This is a genomic window from Tsukamurella tyrosinosolvens (genome assembly GCF_900104775.1).
GTDB classification, from domain to species: domain Bacteria; phylum Actinomycetota; class Actinomycetes; order Mycobacteriales; family Mycobacteriaceae; genus Tsukamurella; species Tsukamurella tyrosinosolvens.
Genome location: NZ_FNSA01000003.1, coordinates 2,030,632 through 2,049,079 on the forward strand (window position 1 = coordinate 2,030,632; position 18,448 = coordinate 2,049,079).

Below are 18,448 nucleotides of genomic sequence, written 5' to 3' on the forward strand. Positions count from 1 at the left end.
GGCGCCCCGGCGGCGTCGATCAGCGGTTGCAGGACTGACTGTGGACCGCCGAGACGAGCGCGGGGTTCGCCCCGCCGTCGGCCGCCCCGGCGGGCGCCGCACGCAGGATGCGCAGGATCTCCTGCGCATCGGTGCTGGGCTCGAGATCGGTGAAGAAGGTACCCAGGACCAGGTCGACGGAGTTGTCGCGCCGCCCGTCGTTGACGAGTTCGGCGCACGGCGCGATGATCCACGCCGCCGCGGCCGCGGCCTTGCCCGAGTCGCCGAACCGCAGCTGCGCCTGGCAGGCCATCTCGGGGTAGACCGGGTCGTTGCCGTAGGCGCCGGTGGTCGGTGCGCCGAAGCCGTAGTCGGCGAGCTTGTTCAGCGTCGTCTCCGCGCGGCCCGCCTGCCCGGAGGCGTTGAGCACGCGCACCGTCGAGGCCGCGAGCGGCGCGGGCCGGACCGAGACGAGGTCGTCGGGGGAGACGACGTCGAACTGTCCCGAGGCGGGTGCGGGTGCCGGGGCCGTGGCCCCTGCGCGCGCGGCGGCGCCGGTCGTCGTGGCGGTCGCCGAGGCCGACGGTGCCGGCGGCGGCGGGCAGGACACGGGCGCGGCCGTCTCTTCCTGTGAGGACATGGCGCGGGCCCAGGTCGCGATGGCGACCACGGCGAGGACGGCGATCACGATGAGGATCGGCAGCGTGTTGCGACGCCGGAACGGTTCACCGTTCCGGTCGAATCGCCGGCCCGTGCCGGTGAGCTGGGAAACCACGGCCCCGACTGTACGGGAGCGCGTCCGTCCGGCAGGGGAGGCGGCGCGGGAGTCGCCGCGGGAATCCTCGCGGGAGGTCGCGGGAATCATCTGGGCTCATCATGCGTTGGAGGGGCAACGAGCGGTGGAATCGGCAACCGTCACGGAAAGTCCGTGACAACCGATTTCGAGTGCGCTACACTCTGGCCGCTCGCGCGGGACACAACGCGCCCGGCGGTCTCGGAAACCCCGAGACCGGGGGCACGAGCAAGGATGGGGATGACACGGCATGGCAACTGATTACGACGCTCCACGGCGCTCCGAGGCGGACGAGATCTCGGAGGATTCGCTCGAGGAGCTCAAGGCCCGTCGCAACGAGGGCCAGTCCGGCACGGTGGATGTGGACGAGGGCGAGACCGCCGAGTCCTTCGAGCTCCCCGGTGCCGACCTGTCGGGCGAGGAGCTGAGCGTCCGCGTGGTGCCGAAGCAGGCTGACGAGTTCACCTGTACCAGCTGCTTCCTGGTGTACCACCGCAGCCGGCTCGCCGATCCGGACGGCACCGAGCTGATCTGCATCGACTGCGCCTGACGCGACCTTCTCCGCGGCGGCCCGCTCGCTATCCGAGCGTGGTCGCGGCGGGGATCAGTGCGAGCATCTTCTCCGGATGCCGGGTGGAGACCATCCAGTACGGCGTCGGATCGTCGGGATCGTCGAGGACCACGACGATCATCGTCTTGATCCAGCCCTTGTGGTAGACGAACGCGGCGGGATCGAGCTGGCGGCCCAGGGCCGCGCTCTTCGCCTCCGACGGCACCGCCGCAGCGCGGGAGATCAGCTCCAGCGGCAGGTGGGCGTTGCCCGCCCACAACTCACCGTCGCGCACCGCGACACTCCCGCGGCCCATCGACCACAGCAGGACCGCGATCACGGCGACGATCAGCACGAACGCGCCGATCATCCAGTCACCCCAGTTCGCGGCGAGCGTCACCTCGAAGCAGAGCAGACCCGCCACGACCGCTCCCGCGAGCCACCAGTACCACGGCACCGTGAGCCTCTCGACGTAGCCGTTCCCCGGCCTCGAGGTCTTCACTGTTCGATCGTCCGACACGGCTTCAGCGTAGTCTGCATCCCATGGTGAGCCAGATACCCCTACTGCGGCTCGACGAGGGCCTCCCACTCCCCAAGCGCGCACATCCCGGCGACGCGGGCGTGGACCTGTACTCGACGATCGACGTGCGGATCGAACCCGGCGCCCGCACGCTCGTCGGCACCGGCGTGGCGATCGCGCTGCCGCACGGCACCGTCGGCCTGATCCACCCGCGGTCCGGGCTGGCTGCGAAACACGGTCTCACGGTGGTCAATACGCCCGGCACGATCGATGCCGGCTACCGCGGCGAGCTCAAGGTGTGCCTGCTCAACACCGATCGCGAGAAGGCCGTCGAGATCAAGCGCGGCGATCGCATCGCCCAACTGCTCGTGCAGCGCGTCGAGCTGCCGGACTTCCACGAGGTCACCTTCCTCGACGAGACGGTGCGCGGCGCCGGCGGCTACGGCTCGTCGGGCGGGCACGCCAGCCTCGAGACCTCGCACTGACTTCCCGTCCACCCTCGAAGAACCAAGGAGCACCGTCCATGGCCCTCGGCCGCCGCAAGTCCAAGCAGCGCAGCACCGCGAGCGTCGATCCGTACGCCACGATCGGCCAACCCGAGCACCACACGGTGCCGGAGCCCGCGGGCGACGACGAGGTCCAGGAGCTCGGCACCGGGGCGGGCCCGTACGACCTCAATTCCCTCGAGAGCACCGACGGCCTCGACGACGGCCGCCTCGACCTGGGCTCGATCATCCTGGCCATGCCGGCGGAGTCGCAGCTGCAGGTCGAGATGAGCCCCGAGGGGGTGCCCGTCGGCGTGCACCTCGACACCCCGGTGGGGCGCATCACGCCGGGCGTCTTCGCCGCGCCGAAATCGGGCGGGCAGTGGCGCGAGGTCGTGACCGAGCTCGCCGATTCCCTCCGCGAGAACGGGGCCCAGGTCGCGATCGAGGACGGCCACTGGGGGCGTGAGGTCGTCGGCACCCAGCCCGACGGCGTGCTGCGGTTCATCGGCGTCGACGGCCCCCGCTGGATGGTCCGCATCGTGGTGGCCGCGCCGCTCGAGAACGCCGACCAGGCCGCGCAGCTCGCGCGGGCCATGCTCGCGGAGACCGTGGTGCGGCGCGGCACGGATCCGCGGCCGGCGCGCGATCACCTCGAGATCGAGCTCCCCGCCGAGCTGGTGCAGCAGCTGCAGCAGGCCATGGCCGAGCAGCAGGCGCAGCAGGAGCAGGCCGCCGCGTCGATCGCCGCGCAGGTCGCGCAGCGCGCCGCCGCCGACGGCCCCGCCGCCCTGCGGCAGAGCAATCAGGACCGGCTCACCCGGGGCTCCGCGCTGACCAGGCTCAACAACCAGCAGTAAGTCCCTCGAGCCCGGCTCGGCCGAGGACGGCCGGGTCGGGGCCGAGGTCGGCCAGCTCGACCACGATGCCGGCGGCGTCCGGGATCGCGGCGGCCCAGGCCCGAGCCGTGGCCACCGGGTGGATCAGGTCGCCCTCGGCGCCCACGACGACGGTGCGCGCGGCGAGCCCGCCGAGCGCCGCCTCGGTCGGCGCCGCGTACCCCGCCGCCTCGCGCAGGGCCGGCGCGAGGAACGCGCCGTGCGCCGCCCACGACCGGCTCAATTCCCGCGCCAGCCACGGCGGGCTCCCGGCCCGCATCCGGGCGATCGCTTCCGCCGCGCCCACCTCGTCGACGGTGTCCGCGGTCACCCGCGCCGACATCGCCGCCGGCACGTCGGGGCCCGCCGGACCGCACCAGGGCGGCAGCGTGAGCACCAGCGTCACGTCGGCGCCCGGGTTCTCCAGCGCCCAGCTCGCGGCGACCGCCGAGCCCAGCGAGACGCCACAGGCCAGCAGCGGGCCGTCGGAGGCGGCGGCGTCCAGCGCGGCGCGATACCCCGCCACCACGGACGGCGGCGCCGCGTCCACCGCCACCGTGCGCGCGCACAGCTCGGTGAGCGGCGCGAACGCGCGGAGCACGAAATCGGCGTCCGAGCCCGAGCCCGGCAGCAGGACGGCGGTGGTGTGCGCGCGGAACAGCATGGGGCGAGCATGCCAGGGGCCGCCCGTGGCGCGGCGGCGGCACCGGATCGCGGGTGCGCCCGGCCACGTACTGTGTTCCTGTGACGGATGGTGCTGAGCAGGAGCCGGGAACGGCTGAGCAGGACGCCCCCGAGGCCTCGATCAAGGATCAGGTGCTCGAGCAGATGGGCGGCTGGCAGGGCTTGGTGTACTCCGCGCTGCCGGTGATGGCCTTCGTGCCCGCGAACGCCGTCTGGGGACTCAAGGGCGGCGCGATCGCCGCGCTCGCCGTGGCGGCACTCGTCGCCGTGATCCGCCTCGCGACCCGCACCTCGATCCAGCCCGCGATCTCCGGTTTCTTCGGCGTCGCGGTCTGCGTGGTGATCGCGATGATCGTCGGCGGGAACGGCAAGGGCTACTTCCTCTACGGCATCGTCATGCAGGCCGTCTTCGCCGTCGCCTTCGCGGTGTCGCTGCTCGTGCGGTGGCCCCTCGTCGGGGTGCTGTGGCACCTCTTCGACGAGCGGAAGAAGGAACAGACCGGCGCGGCGGCGGGAGCCGGCGCCGACTGGCGCTCCGACCGGCGGCAGTACCGCACGTTCGCGTGGCTGACCGTGCTGTGGATCGCCATGTTCGCCGTGCGGTTCGCCGTCCAGTTCGCGCTGTACCAGAACGACGACGTGGGCGGGCTCGGCGTCGCCCGGATCATCATGGGCTGGCCCATGTTCGCCGTCGGCCTGCTGATCACCTTCCTCGTGGCCAGGAGGGCGACGCATGCTCGCACCGAATGACCTGCTCGAGCTGACCTGCGGCGCGCCGGGACACGGCGGCTTCGTCATCGCCCGGCACGACGGGCGGGCGATCTTCGTGCGCGGCGCGCTGCCCGGGGAGAGGGTCCGCGCCCGGGTCACCGAGGTGAAGAAGTCCTACGCCCGCGCGAGCACCGTCGACGTCCTCGAAGCCTCGCCGCACCGCGTCCCCGAGGCCTGCGCCGCGGCCGCCGCGGGCGCCGGGTGCTGCGACCTGACTTTCGCCGACCCCGCCTACCAGCGCGAGCTCAAGGCCGACGTGCTGCACGACCTCCTCGTGCGCTTCGGAGGATTCGAGCCCGATGCGTTCGAGCCGACCGTCGAGCCGCTGTCGGACGCCCCGGTGACGGGCTGGCGCCACCGCGCGCGCCTCGTCGCCGACGGTGACGGTCGGCTCGGGCAGCACGCGCACCGCAGCGACGCCGTGGTCGTCGCGCCCTGCGCGCAGCTGCCCGCGGCGCTCACCGAGTCCGCGGGCGGCCTGCGCGTCGACCCGGGCACCGAGGTGGCGCTCGTCCTCGACGACGCCGGTGCCGCGCACGCCGCGGTGCCCGCGCGCCGCGGCCGGCCCGCGCGGGTCCTGGCGGGCGACGCGCTCGCCGAGTACCGGGTGGGCGAACGGTCCTGGAGGATCCCCGTGGGCGGCTTCTGGCAGGCGCACCGCGACGCGGCGTCCCGGTACGCGCAGTGGGTCGCTGCGTACACCGCGCGGTACGGGGGAGAACCCGGCCGGGCCTGGGACCTGTACGGCGGCGCGGGCGTCCTCGCCGGCACCCTGGTCGACCAGGGCTTCGCGGTCGACGTGGTCGAGACCTCCGGCGGCGCGATCGCCGCAGGCAGGCAGACCCTCGCCGATGAGCCCGTCGCCTTCCACCGCGGCGACGTCGCCTCCCGGCTCAGGGGGCTGCCGTCGCCGTCGGTCGTGGTGCTGGACCCGCCCCGGACGGGCGCGGGCGCGGGCGTGATGTCCGCGATCGCCGCGTCGGAACCGCGGGCGATCGTGCACGTCGGCTGCGACCCCGCCGCTTTCGCCCGCGACCTGGGCGCAGCGTGCGAGAACGGCTACCGCCTCGCCGAACTGGCGGCGTACGACGCCTTCCCCGGGACGCACCACCTCGAGGCCTTCGCGGTGCTCGTGCCGGGGCTCGAAGACCGCCGCGGCCGGTAACGTGAGTCCGACCGGCGGCGCCGGTAAAGTGGCAAAGGCACCTCTCACGGGAGTAGACACGAGGGATATGAACCTGCTGCGCACCATCGAGTCCCCACGGGACCTGCGTCGACTGGATCAGGACCAGCTCACCGAGCTGGCCGCCGAGATCCGGGACTTTCTCGTGGAGAAGGTCTCGGCGACGGGCGGGCACCTCGGCCCGAACCTGGGCGTCGTCGAGCTGACCATGGCGATCCACCGCGTCTTCGATTCGCCGACCGATCCGGTGCTCTTCGACACGGGACACCAGGCCTACGTGCACAAGATCCTCACGGGTCGCCGCGACGGCTTCGACACCCTGCGCCAGGCGGGCGGCCTGTCCGGCTACCCGTGCCGCGCCGAGTCCGAGCACGACTGGGTCGAGTCCTCGCACGCCTCCGCCGCCCTGAGCTACGCCGATGGCCTCGCGAAGGCCTTCGCGCTCAAGGGGGAGCAGCGCACCGTCGTGGCGGTCGTCGGCGACGGCGCCCTGACCGGCGGCATGTGCTGGGAGGCGCTCAACAACATCGCGGCCTCGGACCGCCCCGTCGTCATCGTCGTCAACGACAACGGCCGCTCCTACGCGCCCACGATCGGCGGCCTGGCGACGCACCTGTCGGGACTGCGCACGCAGCCGGAGTACGAGCGGCTCCTCGGGGAGGCGCGCCGGCGGCTGCGGAACCTGCCCGTGCTCGGCGAGCCGGCCTATTCCGTGCTGCACGGCATGAAGGCCGGCATCAAGGACATGGTGAGCCCGCAGGCGCTGTTCGCGGACCTCGGGCTCAAGTACGTCGGCCCCATCGACGGGCACGACGAACTGGCCCTCGAGGCCGCGCTCCGCCGCGCGAAGGACTTCGGCGGGCCGGTCGTGGTGCACGCCCTCACGCGGAAGGGCAACGGCTACGAGCACGCCGAGAACCACGAGGCCGACCAGATGCACGGCATCGGCGTCATCGACCCCGCCACGGGCCTGCCGGTGGGCGGCGCCGGCGGCGCCCGCGACTGGACCTCGGTGTTCGCGGAGGAGCTCGTCGCGCACGGCGAGCGGCGCGACGACGTGGTTGCGATCACCGGCGCCATGGCGGAGCCGACGGGCGTGGCGGACTTCGGCCGCAAGTTCCCCGACCGCATGTACGACGTGGGCATCGCCGAGCAGCACGCGCTCACCTCCGCCGCCGGCCTCGCGCTCGGCGGCATGCACCCCGTCGTGGCCCTGTACGCCACCTTCCTCAACCGCGCCTTCGACCAGCTGCTCATGGACGTCGCGCTGCTCGGGCAGGGCGTCACAGTGGTCCTGGACCGCTCCGGCGTCACCGGCCCCGACGGTGCCAGCCACCACGGCATGTGGGACCTCTCCCTCGCCGCGATCGTGCCGGGCCTGCGCGCCGCGGTGCCCCGCGACGCCGCGCGCCTGCGCGAGGAGTTCGCCGAGGCGCTCGCCGTCGACGACGCGCCGACACTCATCCGGTACGGCAAGGGCGCGGTGCCCGCGGACCTCGAAGCCGTGCGCCGCCTGCCCGACGGTGCCGACGTCCTCGTCGAGGAGGCCTCCGGCGGCGGGGACGTGCTCATCGTCGCGGTCGGGGCCTTCGCCCACGTCGCCGTCGACGTCGCGGCCCGCCTGCGCCAGCAGGGCATCTCCGCGACCGTGGTCGACCCGCGCTGGGTCCTGCCGGTGCCGGTGTCGATCGTCGACCTCGCCCGGTCGCACCACCTCGTCGTCACGCTGGAGGACAACGGCGTCGCGGGCGGCATCGGGGCGTCCGTGACCGCGGCGCTGCAGCGCGCCGAGCTCGACGTGCCGACCCGTGTCCTCGGGATCGAGCAGAGCTTCCTCGATCACGCCTCCCGCGGCGAGATCCTCACCGATCTGGGGCTCACCCCGTCGGAGATCGCGTTCCGGATCACCGGGTGGGTCACCGCGTGCGCGCATGTGACCGTTCCCGTCGAGAAGGCACAGGCCACGCCCGAACAGGTGCGCTGACCCTCCGACCCGACCAGGCCCGGCCTGTCAGGCGGACGCGAGGGCGGCGGCGACGGCCGTGACGGTCAGCGCGCGCTGCCAGTTCCGTGCGCCGGAGGCGGCGAGCGCCTCGTCGACGGCGCCCGCGCCGTCGGCCGTGCCGTCCCAGCACAGTTGCCGGACGGCGTCCGTCGGCAGCAGGTTCTCCACCGGCACCGCGACCTCCTCGGAGATCGCGGCGAGCGCGGCGCGCACCGCGGCGAGGCGCTCGGCGGCCTCGGGATTCGACTTCGCCCAGCGGTTGTTCGCGGGCACCCCGTTACGCGGGCCGTGCAGCGGCGGCAGCGAGGCGTCGGGGAGAGCGTTGGCCCGGTGGATCGCCCCGAGCCAGCGTTTCGCCGAGCGCCGCATCCGCGGCCCCCCGAACACCGGCAGCGCGGTGAGCTCCGCTTCCGTCGTGGGATTCTTCGCGGCGGCGTTGACGATCGCCGCGTCCGGCAGGGTGCGCCCGGGCGCGACGTTGCGCTGCTCGGCCATCTCGTCGCGCGCGAGCCACAGCTCGCGGGCGCGGGCCAGCTGGCGGCGGTTGCGCAGCGTGCTCAGCCCCGAGACGCGGCGCCACGGATCGGGTTTCGGGAGCGGGTCGGGCCGCGTGCGTTCGTACTCGAACTCCTCGAGCGCCCACTCCAGCTTCCCCGCATCGGAGAGCCGTTCGTAGGCCTCGTCGCGCAGATCGACCAGCACCTCGACGTCGAGCGCCGCGTAGTTGAGCCAGTCGTGGGGCAGCGGCCGGGTGCTCCAATCGGCGGCGCCGTGTCCCTTCGCCAGCGCGTAGCCGGTGTACTCGGAGGTCATCGCCGCGAGATTGACCCGCGGCGCACCCAGCAGGCGGCCCGCCAACTCGGTGTCGAAGAGCTCGTCGCACTCGAAGCCGTCGTCGCGCAGGCACGGCAGGTCCTGGTCGGCGGCGTGCAGCACCCACTCGACGCCCCGCATCGCCTCGATCACCGGCGCGAGGCCCTCGGGCTCGTGGATCGGATCGAGCAGGAACAGCCCGGAGCCGGTGCGCTTGATCTGGATCAGGTAGGCGCGGGAGGAGTAGGTGAAACCCGATGCGCGCTCGGTGTCGACGGCGATGGGGCCGGTGCCGCGCAGCAGGGCCGCGGCGCAGTCCGCGAACTCCTCGACGGTGGTGAGGGGCTCCGGGACGCCCTCGGCGGGTTCGGTGAGCGGAATGCCGGGGACCGGTTCCGATGAGGCCTTGCCCACGGCGGCGCCTACGCCGAGCCGAGCCGGGTGATGCCGGCCGGGGGCAACCCGGCGGCGGTCTCGAGCACCGCGCAGAAGGCCTCGACGTGCCCGGACAGGTCCTCACCCAGGGGCGTCCACGAGGCGCGCAGTTCGAGCTGGTGTGCCCGCGGAGGACCGGCGATGTCGCCGTAGCGCACCGACGCGGTCGCGGTGACGGTGCCGCCCAGCGCGGTCACTTCCTGGCCGCGCTCCGCCAGAGCATCGGTCAGCCAGCTCCAGGCCACCTCGGGGAGCAGGGGATCGGACGCCAGGGACTCGTCGACCTCGGACTGGACGTACGCGACGAGCCGCATGAGGCCGTTCCACGCCTCGTGGCCGTGCGGGTCGTGGAGCAGGATCAGGCGGCCGAAGGTCTCGCCGTCGGAGTGCTCCGGCACCACGTCGGTCTCCGGCGCGCGGACCTCGGCGCCGAGCGCGTAGCTGTACGGGGCGAGGCGCTGCGGCGGCCGGATACTGCCGATCTCGATCTCGGGGCGGACCGTCGCCGTGTGCAGGGACTCGACGGCGACGCGGAACGACTCCGGCTCGGCGCCGCGCGCTCCCGCACCGCCCGCCGCTTCGTCACCCGTTCCTGGTTGGCTCACAAACCGTGACCGTAGCCGCTCGGGAGGCCTCACAGGCGGAGGCGCGCCGCAGGCCTCGGCCTGCGGGCGCGGAGGTCATGACATGATCGTTGACGATGAGTAACGAGGATCGATCGACGACGGCCGCGGCGACGGCGTACCCGCTGCTCGACGCGGCGGCGGGGCGCACCCCGGAGCACCGCCCGGTGTGGTTCATGCGGCAGGCCGGGCGCTCGCTGCCCGAGTACCGCAAGGTGCGCGAGGGAATCGGCATGCTCCAGTCGTGCTTCCGCCCCGACCTGGTCTGCGAGATCACGCTGCAGCCGGTGCGGCGGCACCGCACGGACGCGGCGATCCTGTTCTCCGACATCGTGGTCCCGCTCAAGGCGGCGGGGATCGACCTCGACATCGTGAGCGGGATCGGGCCCGTCATCGAGCAGCCGGTCCGGGACGCCGCGGCCGTCGCGGCCATGCCGAAGCTCGACGCGGCCCAGGTCGAGCCGATCGCCGAGGCCGTGCGGTTGCTGCGCGGCGAGCTGCCCGCCGGCGTCGCGCTCATCGGCTTCTCGGGCGCGCCGTTCACGCTGGCGTCCTACCTCGTCGAGGGTGGCCCCAGCCGCAACCACGAGCGCACCAAGTCGCTGATGTACACCGAGCCCGACACCTGGCACGCGCTGCTCGACGCGCTCGCCGACATCGCGATCACCTTCCTGCGGGTGCAGGCGGACGCCGGCGCGCAGGCCTTCCAGCTCTTCGACTCGTGGGCCGGCGCGCTCTCGCTCGCCGACTACCGGCAGTACGTCCAGCCGCATTCGGCGCGCGTGTTCGCCGCGTTGCGCGAGAGCGCACCCGCGCTGCCCGCCTTCCACTTCGGGGTCGGCACCGGCGAGCTGCTCGGGGCCATGGGCGAGGCCGGGGCCGACGTCGTGGGCGTCGACTGGCGCGTCCCGCTCGACGTGGCGGCGGGCCGTGTCGGCCCGGGGAAGGCGCTGCAGGGCAACCTCGACCCCGCCACGCTGATGGCCGACCGCGACACCGTCGACGCCCAGGTCCGGCGCGTCGTCGCCGACGGCGATGCGGCGCTCGCCGCGGGCGCCACCGGGCACGTCTTCAACCTCGGCCACGGCGTGCTCCCGTCGACCGATCCCGACGCGCTCACCCGTGTCGTCGACCTGGTGCACGCGCTATGAGCAACGTCGCCGTCGTCGGGGCGGGCATCTCGGGGCTGGTCGCCGCGCTGCGGCTGCAGCAGGCGGGCGCGCGCGTCACCGTCTTCGAATCGGGCAACCGCGTGGGCGGCAAGCTGCGCTCCGAGACCATCGGCGGGGAACGCCTCGACGTGGGCGCCGAGGCCTTCGTGCGCCGCCGGCCCGAGGTGATCGACCTCGCGACCGAGCTCGGTCTCGCCGACCAGCTGGTCGAGCCGGCGGGCCGCCGCCCGGCGCTGTTCGCCGACGGTGCCCTCCGCGGAGGCTTCGGCCGTACCGTCATGGGCATCCCGGGGGACGCCGACGAGGTGCGGATCCCGCTGCGCTGGAACCCCGGCGCCGACGCGTCGATCGGCGCGCTGGTGCGCTCCCGCCTCGGCGACGAGGTGGTCGAGCGCAGCGTCGACCCGATGGTCGCGGGGGTCTTCGCGGCCCACGCCGACGACGTCTCCGTGCGCGCTGCGCTGCCCGCGCTGGCCGCCCGTCTCGATGCGGGCGCCGCGTCCCTCGGCGAGGCCGTCCGCGACGTGCTCGGCGAGCCCGACGACAGCCCCGTCTTCGGTGCCTTCCGCGGCGGCTACCAGCAGCTGCTCGACGCCCTCGCCGAGCGGCTCGGCGACCGCATCATGCTCGGCGCGCCCGTGCCCGAGGTGCGACCCGGCTGGAGCCTGCGCGGCTCGATGTTCGACGCGGTCGTGCTCGCGGTGCCCGCACCGCAGGTGGGCCGCCTCGTCGGGCTGAGCCTGCCCGAACTCGGCGCGGCCGTGGGTACGATCCCGGCCGCCAGCTCGGCGCTGGTGACGCTGCGGCTGCCCGAGGACACCGAGCTGCCCGACCTGTCCGGCGTGCTCGTGGCGAGCCGCGAGCAGGTCAGCGCCAAGGCGGTCACACTGTCGGGCCGCAAGTGGGACCACTTGCCCGGCGGCACCGTGCGCCTGTCGTTCGGCCGCCTGGGCGTGAGCCGGATCGTCGACGACGTCGATGCCGGCCTGGTCGCGGCGGCGCGGGACGACCTCGCCAACGTGCTGGGTGTCACCGCCGAGCCGACCGTCGCGCACGTGCAGCGCTGGTACGAGGGCATCCCCGTCTACCTGCCCGGCCACCGTGACACCCTCGCGGCGATCGACGCGGCCACCCCGAAGGGACTCGCGCTCGCGGGCGCGTACTTCGACGGTGTCGGGGTGCCCGCGTGCATCGCCCGCGCGGAGGCCGCGGCCCAGCGCGTGCTCGCCGACCTGTCCTGAGCCTGTTCCGCGCGCGGGACTACCATCGAGGCCATGGCCAAACTGGATTACGCAGAGCTCAATTCGACCGTCCGCTACCTGATGTTCTCGGTGTTCTCGATCACGCCGGGCGAGCTGGGCGACGACGAGCAGCGCGCCGCGGCGGCCTCCGAGGCGGAGGCGTTCCTGGCGAAGATCCAGGAGGGCGACCTCGTCGTGCGCGGCGTCTACAACGTCGCGGGCATGCGGGCCGACGCCGACTTCATGATCTGGTGGCACGCCGAGAAGCTCGAGGACCTGCAGGCCGCGTACAACGACTTCCGGCGCAGCACCGCGCTGGGCCGCGCCAGCGACCCGGTGTGGTCGAGCACCGCGCTGCACCGCCCCGCGGAGTTCAACAAGAGCCACATCCCCGCGTTCCTCGCGGGCGAGGACCCGGGCGCGTACATCTGCGTCTACCCGTTCGTGCGCAGCCTCGAGTGGTACCTCCTGCCCGACGACGAGCGCCGCAAGATGCTCGCCGACCACGGCCGCGCCGCCCGCGGCTACCCGGACGTCCGCGCCAACACCGTCCCCGCCTTCGCGCTCGGCGACTACGAGTGGCTGCTCGCCTTCGAGGCTCCCGAGATGCACCGCATCGTCGACCTGATGCGCGACCTGCGCGCCACCGACGCGCGCCGGCACACCCGCGAGGAGACGCCGTTCTTCTCCGGGCCGCGAGTGGGGGTGCGCGAGCTCGTCACCGCACTTCCCTGATGGAAGGGTCGCCCCACCACCGCCGCGGACGGGTCAGGAAGCGTCGTCGGGCTCCAGGCGCATGGAAATGCTGTTGATGCAGTAGCGGAGGTCGGTGGGGGTGTCGTAGCCCTCGCCCTCGAAGACGTGGCCGAGGTGGCTGCCGCAGTTGGCGCAGAGCACCTCGACGCGGCGCATGCCCAGCGAGGTGTCCACCCGCTCGATGATCTTGTCGCCCGCGAGCGGCGAGAAGAACGACGGCCAGCCGCAGTGGGACTCGAACTTCGCGTCGGAGCGGAACAACTCCTCGCCGCAGGCGCGGCAGCGGTAGACGCCGGACGTCTTCGTGTCGGTGTACTCGCCGGTGAACGGCGCCTCGGTGCCCGCCTGCCGGAGCACGCGGAACTCGGGCGCGGTCAGGCGCTGCCGCCACTCCGAATCGCTCAGCTGCAGTTTGGGCTTGGGAGTACTGGCCTCACTCATGCTTCCAAACTAACCGCGCGCGGCGGATGGTGCCAGCTCGTGCTTTCCGGGCTCCTCCTCGGGCGGGAGCGGCCGGTCGATGCCCTCGTCGAGCCGGTTCTCGGCCTTCGCGTCGAGGTACCGGAAGAGGAGCACGCAGAACGGCACGACGATGAGCAGCGACCAGCCGAGGGTGCACTTGAGGTACGCGAGCGAGCGGCCGAACGCCGGCCACTTGCCCGAGAGCCAGTTGTCGTAACTGAGGAAGCCGTAGACCGCGACCCAGGACACCCAGTTGCCCATCACGGAGCTGCGGTAGACGACCGTCATCAGCATGGGGAACAGCAGCATCGAGTAATAGCCCTGGCCCAGCGATCCGACGAGCCACGACGCCGTCAGCAGGGTGCCGGTGGAGGTCGTGAGCCACAGCAGCTCGTTGCTCGTGCGGTAGTACTTCCACAGCAGCCACAGCGTGACCGCGGCCATGACGACGACGGCCGCCCGAAGGAAGTAGTCCAGCCAGGGCGGCAGGCCGAAGTACTGGGCGTTCCCGGCAATCGAGCTGTTGTAGTAATCGCGCGCGCCGCCCAGATACGGCAGCGTCTTGTGGAAGAACTCCGTGCGATCTGCGGAGAGCGCCATACCCGCGCCCATCAACACGACGGGGATGCCGATCGCGGTGATCAGTGTCTTCCACTGCCGATTCACGATGATCAGCAGCAGCATCACGGCGAGGAGGGGCTTGACCGCGAAGGACAGCCCGAGCGGGACGCCGGCCCACAGGTCCTTGCGCTTGAGCAGCAGCGCCATCGCGGCCACCTCGGCGAGGAGGACGAAGCAGTTGAAGTTCGTGTAGACGAGCGTGCTGGTCACCGCTTCGGTGGTGACGGCGAAGAAGAGCACGACGGGCGCGACCACGGAGTTCAGGCCGTAGCCGAACATGCGGAGCAGGATGTAGAGGGCGAGCAGCAGCGCGACGGCGCTCAGCCCGACGAAGATGTACCGCGCCGTCTCCGGATCGAAGTACCCGAACGGTGCCATGAGCAGCGTGCCCGACGGCGGGTACAGGTAGTGCGGATCGACCGTGTCGTAGTTCTCGGTGTACACGGCCTCGTGGCGCAGGAACCGCACCGCGGCCGCGTACACCGTGGTGAAGTCGTCGGTCTTGTTCCCGTTCGGGACCAGGACGATCAGCCGCTGCAGCAGCGTGAGCAGGGCGAGGGGCCACAGAATGGCCTTGACCACGAGGCCGGGATCGGACTTCATCCGCGCGAGGGCTACTGACGACACGGCTAAACCGTACCCAACGGGGCCACAAGCACCGGGAGGCCCGCCCGGGTGGGGCCGGACGGGCCCGGGGCGGTCACGCGGGGCAGGCGCGGGTCGACGGTGCGTCGAGCTTGTCCAGGTACCCGATCAGCGACTTCTGGACGCACGACGAGCGGATCACGGCGCCGTCGCCGATCCCGGCCCAGGTGACGGCCGAGGGCTGCGCGCCGACGACGGTGAGCTGGCCGGTCAGGGTGTCGAGCGCGGTGCGCGCGGTGAGCGGGTCGGCGGCGGAGGTGGCGACGACCGACGTCACGCCGAGGTCGGTGAGCTTCGGCGGGGTCGTCATCGTCGGCCAGGCCCCGCAGGTGCCGAGGTCGAGCGCGGTGGCGGCGCCCAGCCGGAACTCGGGACCCCATTTCCGCGCGGACGCGAGGACCTGGTCTGGGGAGGCCTTGGTGACGGCGTCGGAGCAGCGCGCGACGAACTGGCCGTCGGTGCCGAGTGCCTCGTCGGCGGTGCGCAGGAGGGCGCGCAGCGGGGCGGCGTCGCCGGACCGTGCGCCCTGGAGCGCGGTGGCGAGGCGGGTGATGCGGGCGTCCCGGTCGCCCGGGCCGGTGCCGAGGGTGACGACCACGGCCCGTCGGACATCGGAGTCCGTGAACGAGCCCAGCCGGCCCGCGGCCGCGTCGTCGATGATCGCGCGCACGGCGCCGGCGGGGTCCGCGCCGAGGGCGCATGTGGGGCCGCATTGGGCGGCGAAGGCGTCGACGGTGGCGGACGTCCCGCGCGCGGCGTCCTCGGCGCGCTGCAGCTCGGTGCCGCCGTAGCGGACGGGGGAGTCGAGGATCAGCCGCGCGACCTGCTTCGGGTGCTCGGCCGCGTACGCGAGGGCGGTCGTGGAGCCGTCGCCGACGGCCAGCAGGCCCAGGGCGGGCACGTTCCAGGTGGTGCGGAGCTTCTCGAGGTCGTCGGCCGCTGCGGGCGCGGTGAAGTCGGAGATCGCGTCGGCGTACGCGTCGCCGCACGTGGTCGAGGCCTTCTGCGCGGACTCGCCGACCTTCGCCACCCGCGTCTCGAGGCTCTGGCCCGCGGTCCCGCCGCTGCGGAGCACGGACTGATCGTCGGCCGTGCGGCACGTGAGCGCGCCCGACGTCCCGATGCCGCGCCGCTCGACGGCCACCACGGGCCGGTTCGCCAGCACCGGGCTGTCGCCGGCGGCGAGGGTGGACAGGGCGCGCTGGCCGGTGAACTCGGTCCCGCCCACCAGGACCAGGGGAGCGGCAGTGTCCGGCGTGCCGGGCACACGCGCCCGCGTCACCGACAGCTTCAGGGGCGCCTCGGCTTGGCCGACGCCGACGGTCAGCGTGGCGCACTGCAGCGTGGCGTTCGCCGCAGGCGGGGTGCCGTACCGGCCCGCCAGCCGGCTCGTGCAGTCCTGCCAGGCGAGCGGGTCCTTCGCCGAGGCCTTCCACTCCGGCCCCTTCGGCCCGGCGTCTCCCGAGGGCGACGGTGCCCGACCGCCCTTCCCGAAGTCCGTGACGTAGTCGGGGGTCGGGGCCGGGACCGGTGTGCAGGCGGACACGGCGACGAAGGCGCCGACGGCGATCCCGGCGGCGGCGAGGGCTCGGGTGCGCGCGTGGGACATGCCGTTCACAGTAACCAGATCACGGAGTCCGGCACGTCAGCGCGCCCAGCGCGTGTAGAGGTAGCCCTCGTCGTCGCCGAGGACCAGGCGTCGCTGCCAGCGGTCGAGCGGCAGGTCGGGGCCGGTGACTATCCGCCTGCCGTCCCCACCGGCGAGCACCGGCGCGACGGTGAGGCAGAGCTCGTCGACGAGGCCCGCCGCGAGCAGTGCGCCGAGGACGCCGGGGCCGCCCTCGGCGAGCACGCGGCGGTGGCCCCGCGCGTACAGGTCGCCGAGCACGGCACGCAGGTCCACCGACTCGCCGTGCCCCGAATAGACGATCGGCTCGGCGCCGCTCGGCGGATAGAGGCGGTCGGTGCGAGCGATCGTCCCGCGCGTGACGATCGCCAGTGCCGGGCGCTCGGGCGTGCCGTAGTCCTCGTCGCGCACCGTCGCCGCACCCACGAGGACGACGTCGGCGGCCGCGCGGAGGGCTCCGAAGACCCGCCGGTCCCCGTCCCCGCCCAGGCCGCCGGACCGGCCCGCCGCGGTGGACGATCCATCGAGCGAGCTGATCATGTTGGCACGCACGTACGGTCGGCCCTCCGCCAGCGGGTGGGCGTAGGCGAGGGCGAGGGCGGCATCGTCCGCGGGGAGTGGCTCGATCACGTCACGACCGTAGCGCGGGATTTTTCGACCGCGACGACCAGCGGATATGATCACGACCCATGACGCTGCATCTCGTTGATCGCAACCCGACGGTGACGCCGGAGCAGATGGTGGAGCAGCTCGTTCCGCCGGAGATGTTCAGCGAGGTCAGCTTCGACAGCTACATCCCGGACCCGAACGAGCCCACCCAGGCGGCCGCGGTCCAGACGGGCCGCGCCTTCGTCGCGGACGTCGTCAAGCTCTCCAAGCAGCGGAACAAGAAGGGTCTGTTCGGCCGCAAGAGCACCCCGCCGCACGGCGTGGGCCTCTACCTCGACGGCGGTTTCGGCGTCGGCAAGACCCACCTCCTGGCGTCGATCTTCCACAGCGTCCCGTCGCCGAAGTCGTTCGGCACCTTCGTCGAGTACACCCACCTCGTGGGCGCGCTCGGCTTCAACCAGTGCGTCGAGTACCTCGCCAACCACAGCGTGATCTGCATCGACGAGTTCGAGCTCGACGATCCCGGCGACACGATGGTGATGTCGCGCCTGCTCACCGAGCTGGCGGCCCGCGGCGTGTCCATCGTCGCCACGTCGAACACCCTGCCCGGTCAGTTGGGCGAGGGCCGGTTCGCCGCGCAGGACTTCCTGCGCGAGATCAACAAGCTCAGCTCGGTCTTCCAGTCGGTGCGCGTCGACGGTCCCGACTACCGGCACCGCGACCTGCCGCCCGCGCCGGACCCGCTCACCGACGAGGAGCTCGTCGCCGTCGCCGAGTCCGATCCGACGGCGACGCTGGACGACTTCGACGCGCTGTCCGAGCACCTGTCGAAGCTGCACCCCTCGCGGTACAAGCAGCTGGTCGACGGGATCTCCAAGGTCTGCATCCGGGGCGTCCACCCGGCCGATAACCAGACCGTCGCGCTGCGCATCGTCGTGCTCGCGGACCGGCTCTACGACGCCGGGATCCCGGTGCTGGTCTCCGGCGCCAAGCTGGACGAGATCTTCACCCCGGAGATGCTGGCCGGCGGGTACCGCAAGAAGTACTTGCGCGCGACGTCGCGCCTGCTCGCGCTGTCGCGCTTCGCCTCCGCCGAGGTGAAATAGCTCCGAGCACACCAACACCCGCCCGGTGATGTGTGGGCCGGGCGGGTGCATGGGTGAGGGTGTCGGAGTGTGAGACGCGTCTCACTTCGCTGACAACTGCCACTGTACGGGAACGCGTTACTCCGGGGAAGTCGCTTCGCGCATTCCGGTGTCCGGAATGCGTGGCCGCAACTGTGGAAGTGGTTCAGCGCGTGAATCGGGCGATCGCGTCGGTCGCCTCCTTGAGCTTGGCGGCCGTCTCCACCTCGTCGCCCGAGCGGGCGGCGTTCACGACGCAGTGGCTCATGTGGTCCTCGAGGAGGCCGAGGCCCACGGCCTGGAGGGCCTTGGTCATGGCGGAGACCTGCGTGAGGATGTCGATGCAGTACTTCTCCTCCTCGACCATCCGCTGCAGGCCGCGGGCCTGCCCCTCGATGCGGCGCAGCCGCTTGAGGTACTCGTCCTTGTCGGACATGTAGCCGTGGTGGGCGTGGCCGGCGTCGGTGGTCAT

20 protein-coding genes are annotated in these 18,448 nt (G+C 72.7%); 10 read left to right on the forward strand and 10 right to left on the reverse strand.

What is annotated here, in order from left to right; all coding sequences use genetic code 11:
• Nucleotides 1-19: 19 nt before the first annotated feature.
• Nucleotides 20-754: an envelope integrity protein Cei gene (gene cei, locus BLW32_RS11215; RefSeq protein ID WP_068525099.1), complete on the reverse strand. Its 735-nt coding sequence runs from the start codon at nucleotides 752-754 to the stop codon at nucleotides 20-22.
• Between the two features lie 268 nt (nucleotides 755-1,022).
• Here cei and BLW32_RS11220 point away from each other — a divergent pair, with 268 nt between their 5' ends.
• Nucleotides 1,023-1,322, forward strand: coding sequence for a DUF4193 domain-containing protein (locus BLW32_RS11220; RefSeq protein ID WP_068525100.1), 300 nt, complete (start codon nucleotides 1,023-1,025; stop codon nucleotides 1,320-1,322).
• A 28-nt stretch (nucleotides 1,323-1,350) separates the two neighbouring features.
• On the opposite strand, the gene BLW32_RS11225 is transcribed toward BLW32_RS11220, so the two are convergent.
• Nucleotides 1,351-1,824, reverse strand: coding sequence for a DUF3093 domain-containing protein (locus tag BLW32_RS11225; RefSeq protein WP_082791453.1), 474 nt, complete (start codon nucleotides 1,822-1,824; stop codon nucleotides 1,351-1,353).
• A 41-nt stretch (nucleotides 1,825-1,865) separates the two neighbouring features.
• Between BLW32_RS11225 and dut the strand changes: the two genes are divergently transcribed.
• Both dut and BLW32_RS11235 read left to right on the forward strand, forming a co-directional pair.
• Nucleotides 1,866-2,327 (forward strand): dUTP diphosphatase, encoded by a 462-nt coding sequence (dut, locus tag BLW32_RS11230; protein WP_068525102.1) that lies wholly within the window; start codon nucleotides 1,866-1,868, stop codon nucleotides 2,325-2,327.
• A gap of 38 nt (nucleotides 2,328-2,365) precedes the next feature.
• Entirely contained in the window at nucleotides 2,366-3,187 is an 822-nt protein-coding gene (locus tag BLW32_RS11235; protein ID WP_082791452.1) for a DUF3710 domain-containing protein, read from the forward strand.
• On the opposite strand, the gene BLW32_RS11240 is transcribed toward BLW32_RS11235, so the two are convergent.
• Nucleotides 3,171-3,869 (reverse strand): hypothetical protein, encoded by a 699-nt coding sequence (locus BLW32_RS11240; RefSeq protein ID WP_068742124.1) that lies wholly within the window; start codon nucleotides 3,867-3,869, stop codon nucleotides 3,171-3,173. The genes BLW32_RS11235 and BLW32_RS11240 overlap by 17 nt on opposite strands.
• An 80-nt stretch (nucleotides 3,870-3,949) precedes the next feature.
• On the opposite strand from BLW32_RS11240, the gene BLW32_RS11245 reads away from it, so the two are divergent.
• The 3 genes from BLW32_RS11245 to dxs all read left to right on the forward strand — a co-directional run bounded on the left by BLW32_RS11245 (nucleotide 3,950) and on the right by dxs (nucleotide 7,827).
• Complete coding sequence (locus BLW32_RS11245) at nucleotides 3,950-4,639, forward strand: DUF3159 domain-containing protein (RefSeq protein ID WP_068742123.1); 690 nt, start codon at nucleotides 3,950-3,952, stop codon at nucleotides 4,637-4,639.
• Complete coding sequence (locus tag BLW32_RS11250; RefSeq protein ID WP_068742122.1) at nucleotides 4,623-5,825, forward strand: class I SAM-dependent RNA methyltransferase; 1,203 nt, start codon at nucleotides 4,623-4,625, stop codon at nucleotides 5,823-5,825. Before BLW32_RS11245 ends, BLW32_RS11250 begins: the two co-directional genes overlap by 17 nt.
• 67 nt (nucleotides 5,826-5,892) lie before the next feature.
• Nucleotides 5,893-7,827, forward strand: coding sequence for a 1-deoxy-D-xylulose-5-phosphate synthase (gene dxs / locus BLW32_RS11255; RefSeq protein WP_068742121.1), 1,935 nt, complete (start codon nucleotides 5,893-5,895; stop codon nucleotides 7,825-7,827).
• A gap of 27 nt (nucleotides 7,828-7,854) precedes the next feature.
• On the opposite strand, the gene BLW32_RS11260 is transcribed toward dxs, so the two are convergent.
• Both BLW32_RS11260 and BLW32_RS11265 read right to left on the reverse strand, forming a co-directional pair.
• Complete coding sequence (locus BLW32_RS11260; protein WP_068742120.1) at nucleotides 7,855-9,075, reverse strand: HRDC domain-containing protein; 1,221 nt, start codon at nucleotides 9,073-9,075, stop codon at nucleotides 7,855-7,857.
• A gap of 8 nt (nucleotides 9,076-9,083) precedes the next feature.
• Nucleotides 9,084-9,701 (reverse strand): DUF3000 domain-containing protein, encoded by a 618-nt coding sequence (locus BLW32_RS11265; RefSeq protein WP_068742119.1) that lies wholly within the window; start codon nucleotides 9,699-9,701, stop codon nucleotides 9,084-9,086.
• A 95-nt stretch (nucleotides 9,702-9,796) separates the two neighbouring features.
• Here BLW32_RS11265 and hemE point away from each other — a divergent pair, with 95 nt between their 5' ends.
• Genes hemE through hemQ form a run of 3 tightly spaced genes read left to right on the forward strand, consistent with a single transcriptional unit; the run spans nucleotide 9,797 to nucleotide 12,867 of the window.
• On the forward strand, nucleotides 9,797-10,870 hold the full coding sequence (gene hemE, locus BLW32_RS11270; protein ID WP_068525109.1) for a uroporphyrinogen decarboxylase: 1,074 nt from the start codon (nucleotides 9,797-9,799) through the stop codon (nucleotides 10,868-10,870).
• A complete protein-coding gene (locus BLW32_RS11275; RefSeq protein ID WP_068525110.1) occupies nucleotides 10,867-12,132 on the forward strand; it encodes an FAD-dependent oxidoreductase in 1,266 nt (421 codons plus the stop codon). Before hemE ends, BLW32_RS11275 begins: the two co-directional genes overlap by 4 nt.
• Nucleotides 12,133-12,165: 33 nt before the next feature.
• Entirely contained in the window at nucleotides 12,166-12,867 is a 702-nt protein-coding gene (gene hemQ / locus BLW32_RS11280) for a hydrogen peroxide-dependent heme synthase (protein ID WP_068525111.1), read from the forward strand.
• A gap of 33 nt (nucleotides 12,868-12,900) precedes the next feature.
• Here the strand turns inward: hemQ and msrB are convergent, their stop codons facing one another.
• From msrB to BLW32_RS11300, 4 genes are all read right to left on the reverse strand, one after another.
• Nucleotides 12,901-13,329: a peptide-methionine (R)-S-oxide reductase MsrB gene (msrB, locus tag BLW32_RS11285; protein ID WP_068525112.1), complete on the reverse strand. Its 429-nt coding sequence runs from the start codon at nucleotides 13,327-13,329 to the stop codon at nucleotides 12,901-12,903.
• 9 nt (nucleotides 13,330-13,338) lie between these two features.
• Nucleotides 13,339-14,574: a glycosyltransferase family 87 protein gene (locus BLW32_RS11290; protein ID WP_068742118.1), complete on the reverse strand. Its 1,236-nt coding sequence runs from the start codon at nucleotides 14,572-14,574 to the stop codon at nucleotides 13,339-13,341.
• Between the two features lie 97 nt (nucleotides 14,575-14,671).
• A complete protein-coding gene (locus BLW32_RS11295; RefSeq protein ID WP_068742117.1) occupies nucleotides 14,672-16,225 on the reverse strand; it encodes an alpha/beta hydrolase in 1,554 nt (517 codons plus the stop codon).
• Nucleotides 16,226-16,261: 36 nt separating this feature from the next.
• Nucleotides 16,262-16,873, reverse strand: coding sequence for a dihydrofolate reductase family protein (locus BLW32_RS11300; RefSeq protein ID WP_225535506.1), 612 nt, complete (start codon nucleotides 16,871-16,873; stop codon nucleotides 16,262-16,264).
• A gap of 59 nt (nucleotides 16,874-16,932) precedes the next feature.
• Between BLW32_RS11300 and zapE the strand changes: the two genes are divergently transcribed.
• Complete coding sequence (gene zapE / locus BLW32_RS11305; RefSeq protein ID WP_068525115.1) at nucleotides 16,933-17,958, forward strand: cell division protein ZapE; 1,026 nt, start codon at nucleotides 16,933-16,935, stop codon at nucleotides 17,956-17,958.
• Nucleotides 17,959-18,142: 184 nt separating this feature from the next.
• Here the strand turns inward: zapE and BLW32_RS11310 are convergent, their stop codons facing one another.
• Nucleotides 18,143-18,448, reverse strand: coding sequence for a metal-sensitive transcriptional regulator (locus BLW32_RS11310; protein ID WP_068525116.1), 306 nt, complete (start codon nucleotides 18,446-18,448; stop codon nucleotides 18,143-18,145).

Coding starts and splice junctions, on each gene's coding strand:
- hemE (WP_068525109.1), top strand. CDS start 9,797: ATGAGTAACGAGGATCGATCGACGACGGCCGCGGCGACGGCGTACCCG.
- hemQ (WP_068525111.1), top strand. CDS start 12,166: ATGGCCAAACTGGATTACGCAGAGCTCAATTCGACCGTCCGCTACCTG.
- BLW32_RS11275 (WP_068525110.1), top strand. CDS start 10,867: ATGAGCAACGTCGCCGTCGTCGGGGCGGGCATCTCGGGGCTGGTCGCC.
- BLW32_RS11235 (WP_082791452.1), top strand. CDS start 2,366: ATGGCCCTCGGCCGCCGCAAGTCCAAGCAGCGCAGCACCGCGAGCGTC.
- BLW32_RS11295 (WP_068742117.1), bottom strand. CDS start 16,225: ATGTCCCACGCGCGCACCCGAGCCCTCGCCGCCGCCGGGATCGCCGTC.
- zapE (WP_068525115.1), top strand. CDS start 16,933: ATGACGCTGCATCTCGTTGATCGCAACCCGACGGTGACGCCGGAGCAG.
- BLW32_RS11250 (WP_068742122.1), top strand. CDS start 4,623: ATGCTCGCACCGAATGACCTGCTCGAGCTGACCTGCGGCGCGCCGGGA.
- BLW32_RS11220 (WP_068525100.1), top strand. CDS start 1,023: ATGGCAACTGATTACGACGCTCCACGGCGCTCCGAGGCGGACGAGATC.
- dxs (WP_068742121.1), top strand. CDS start 5,893: ATGAACCTGCTGCGCACCATCGAGTCCCCACGGGACCTGCGTCGACTG.
- BLW32_RS11310 (WP_068525116.1), bottom strand. CDS start 18,448: ATGACCACCGACGCCGGCCACGCCCACCACGGCTACATGTCCGACAAG.
- msrB (WP_068525112.1), bottom strand. CDS start 13,329: ATGAGTGAGGCCAGTACTCCCAAGCCCAAACTGCAGCTGAGCGATTCG.
- BLW32_RS11240 (WP_068742124.1), bottom strand. CDS start 3,869: ATGCTGTTCCGCGCGCACACCACCGCCGTCCTGCTGCCGGGCTCGGGC.
- dut (WP_068525102.1), top strand. CDS start 1,866: ATGGTGAGCCAGATACCCCTACTGCGGCTCGACGAGGGCCTCCCACTC.
- BLW32_RS11290 (WP_068742118.1), bottom strand. CDS start 14,574: ATGAAGTCCGATCCCGGCCTCGTGGTCAAGGCCATTCTGTGGCCCCTC.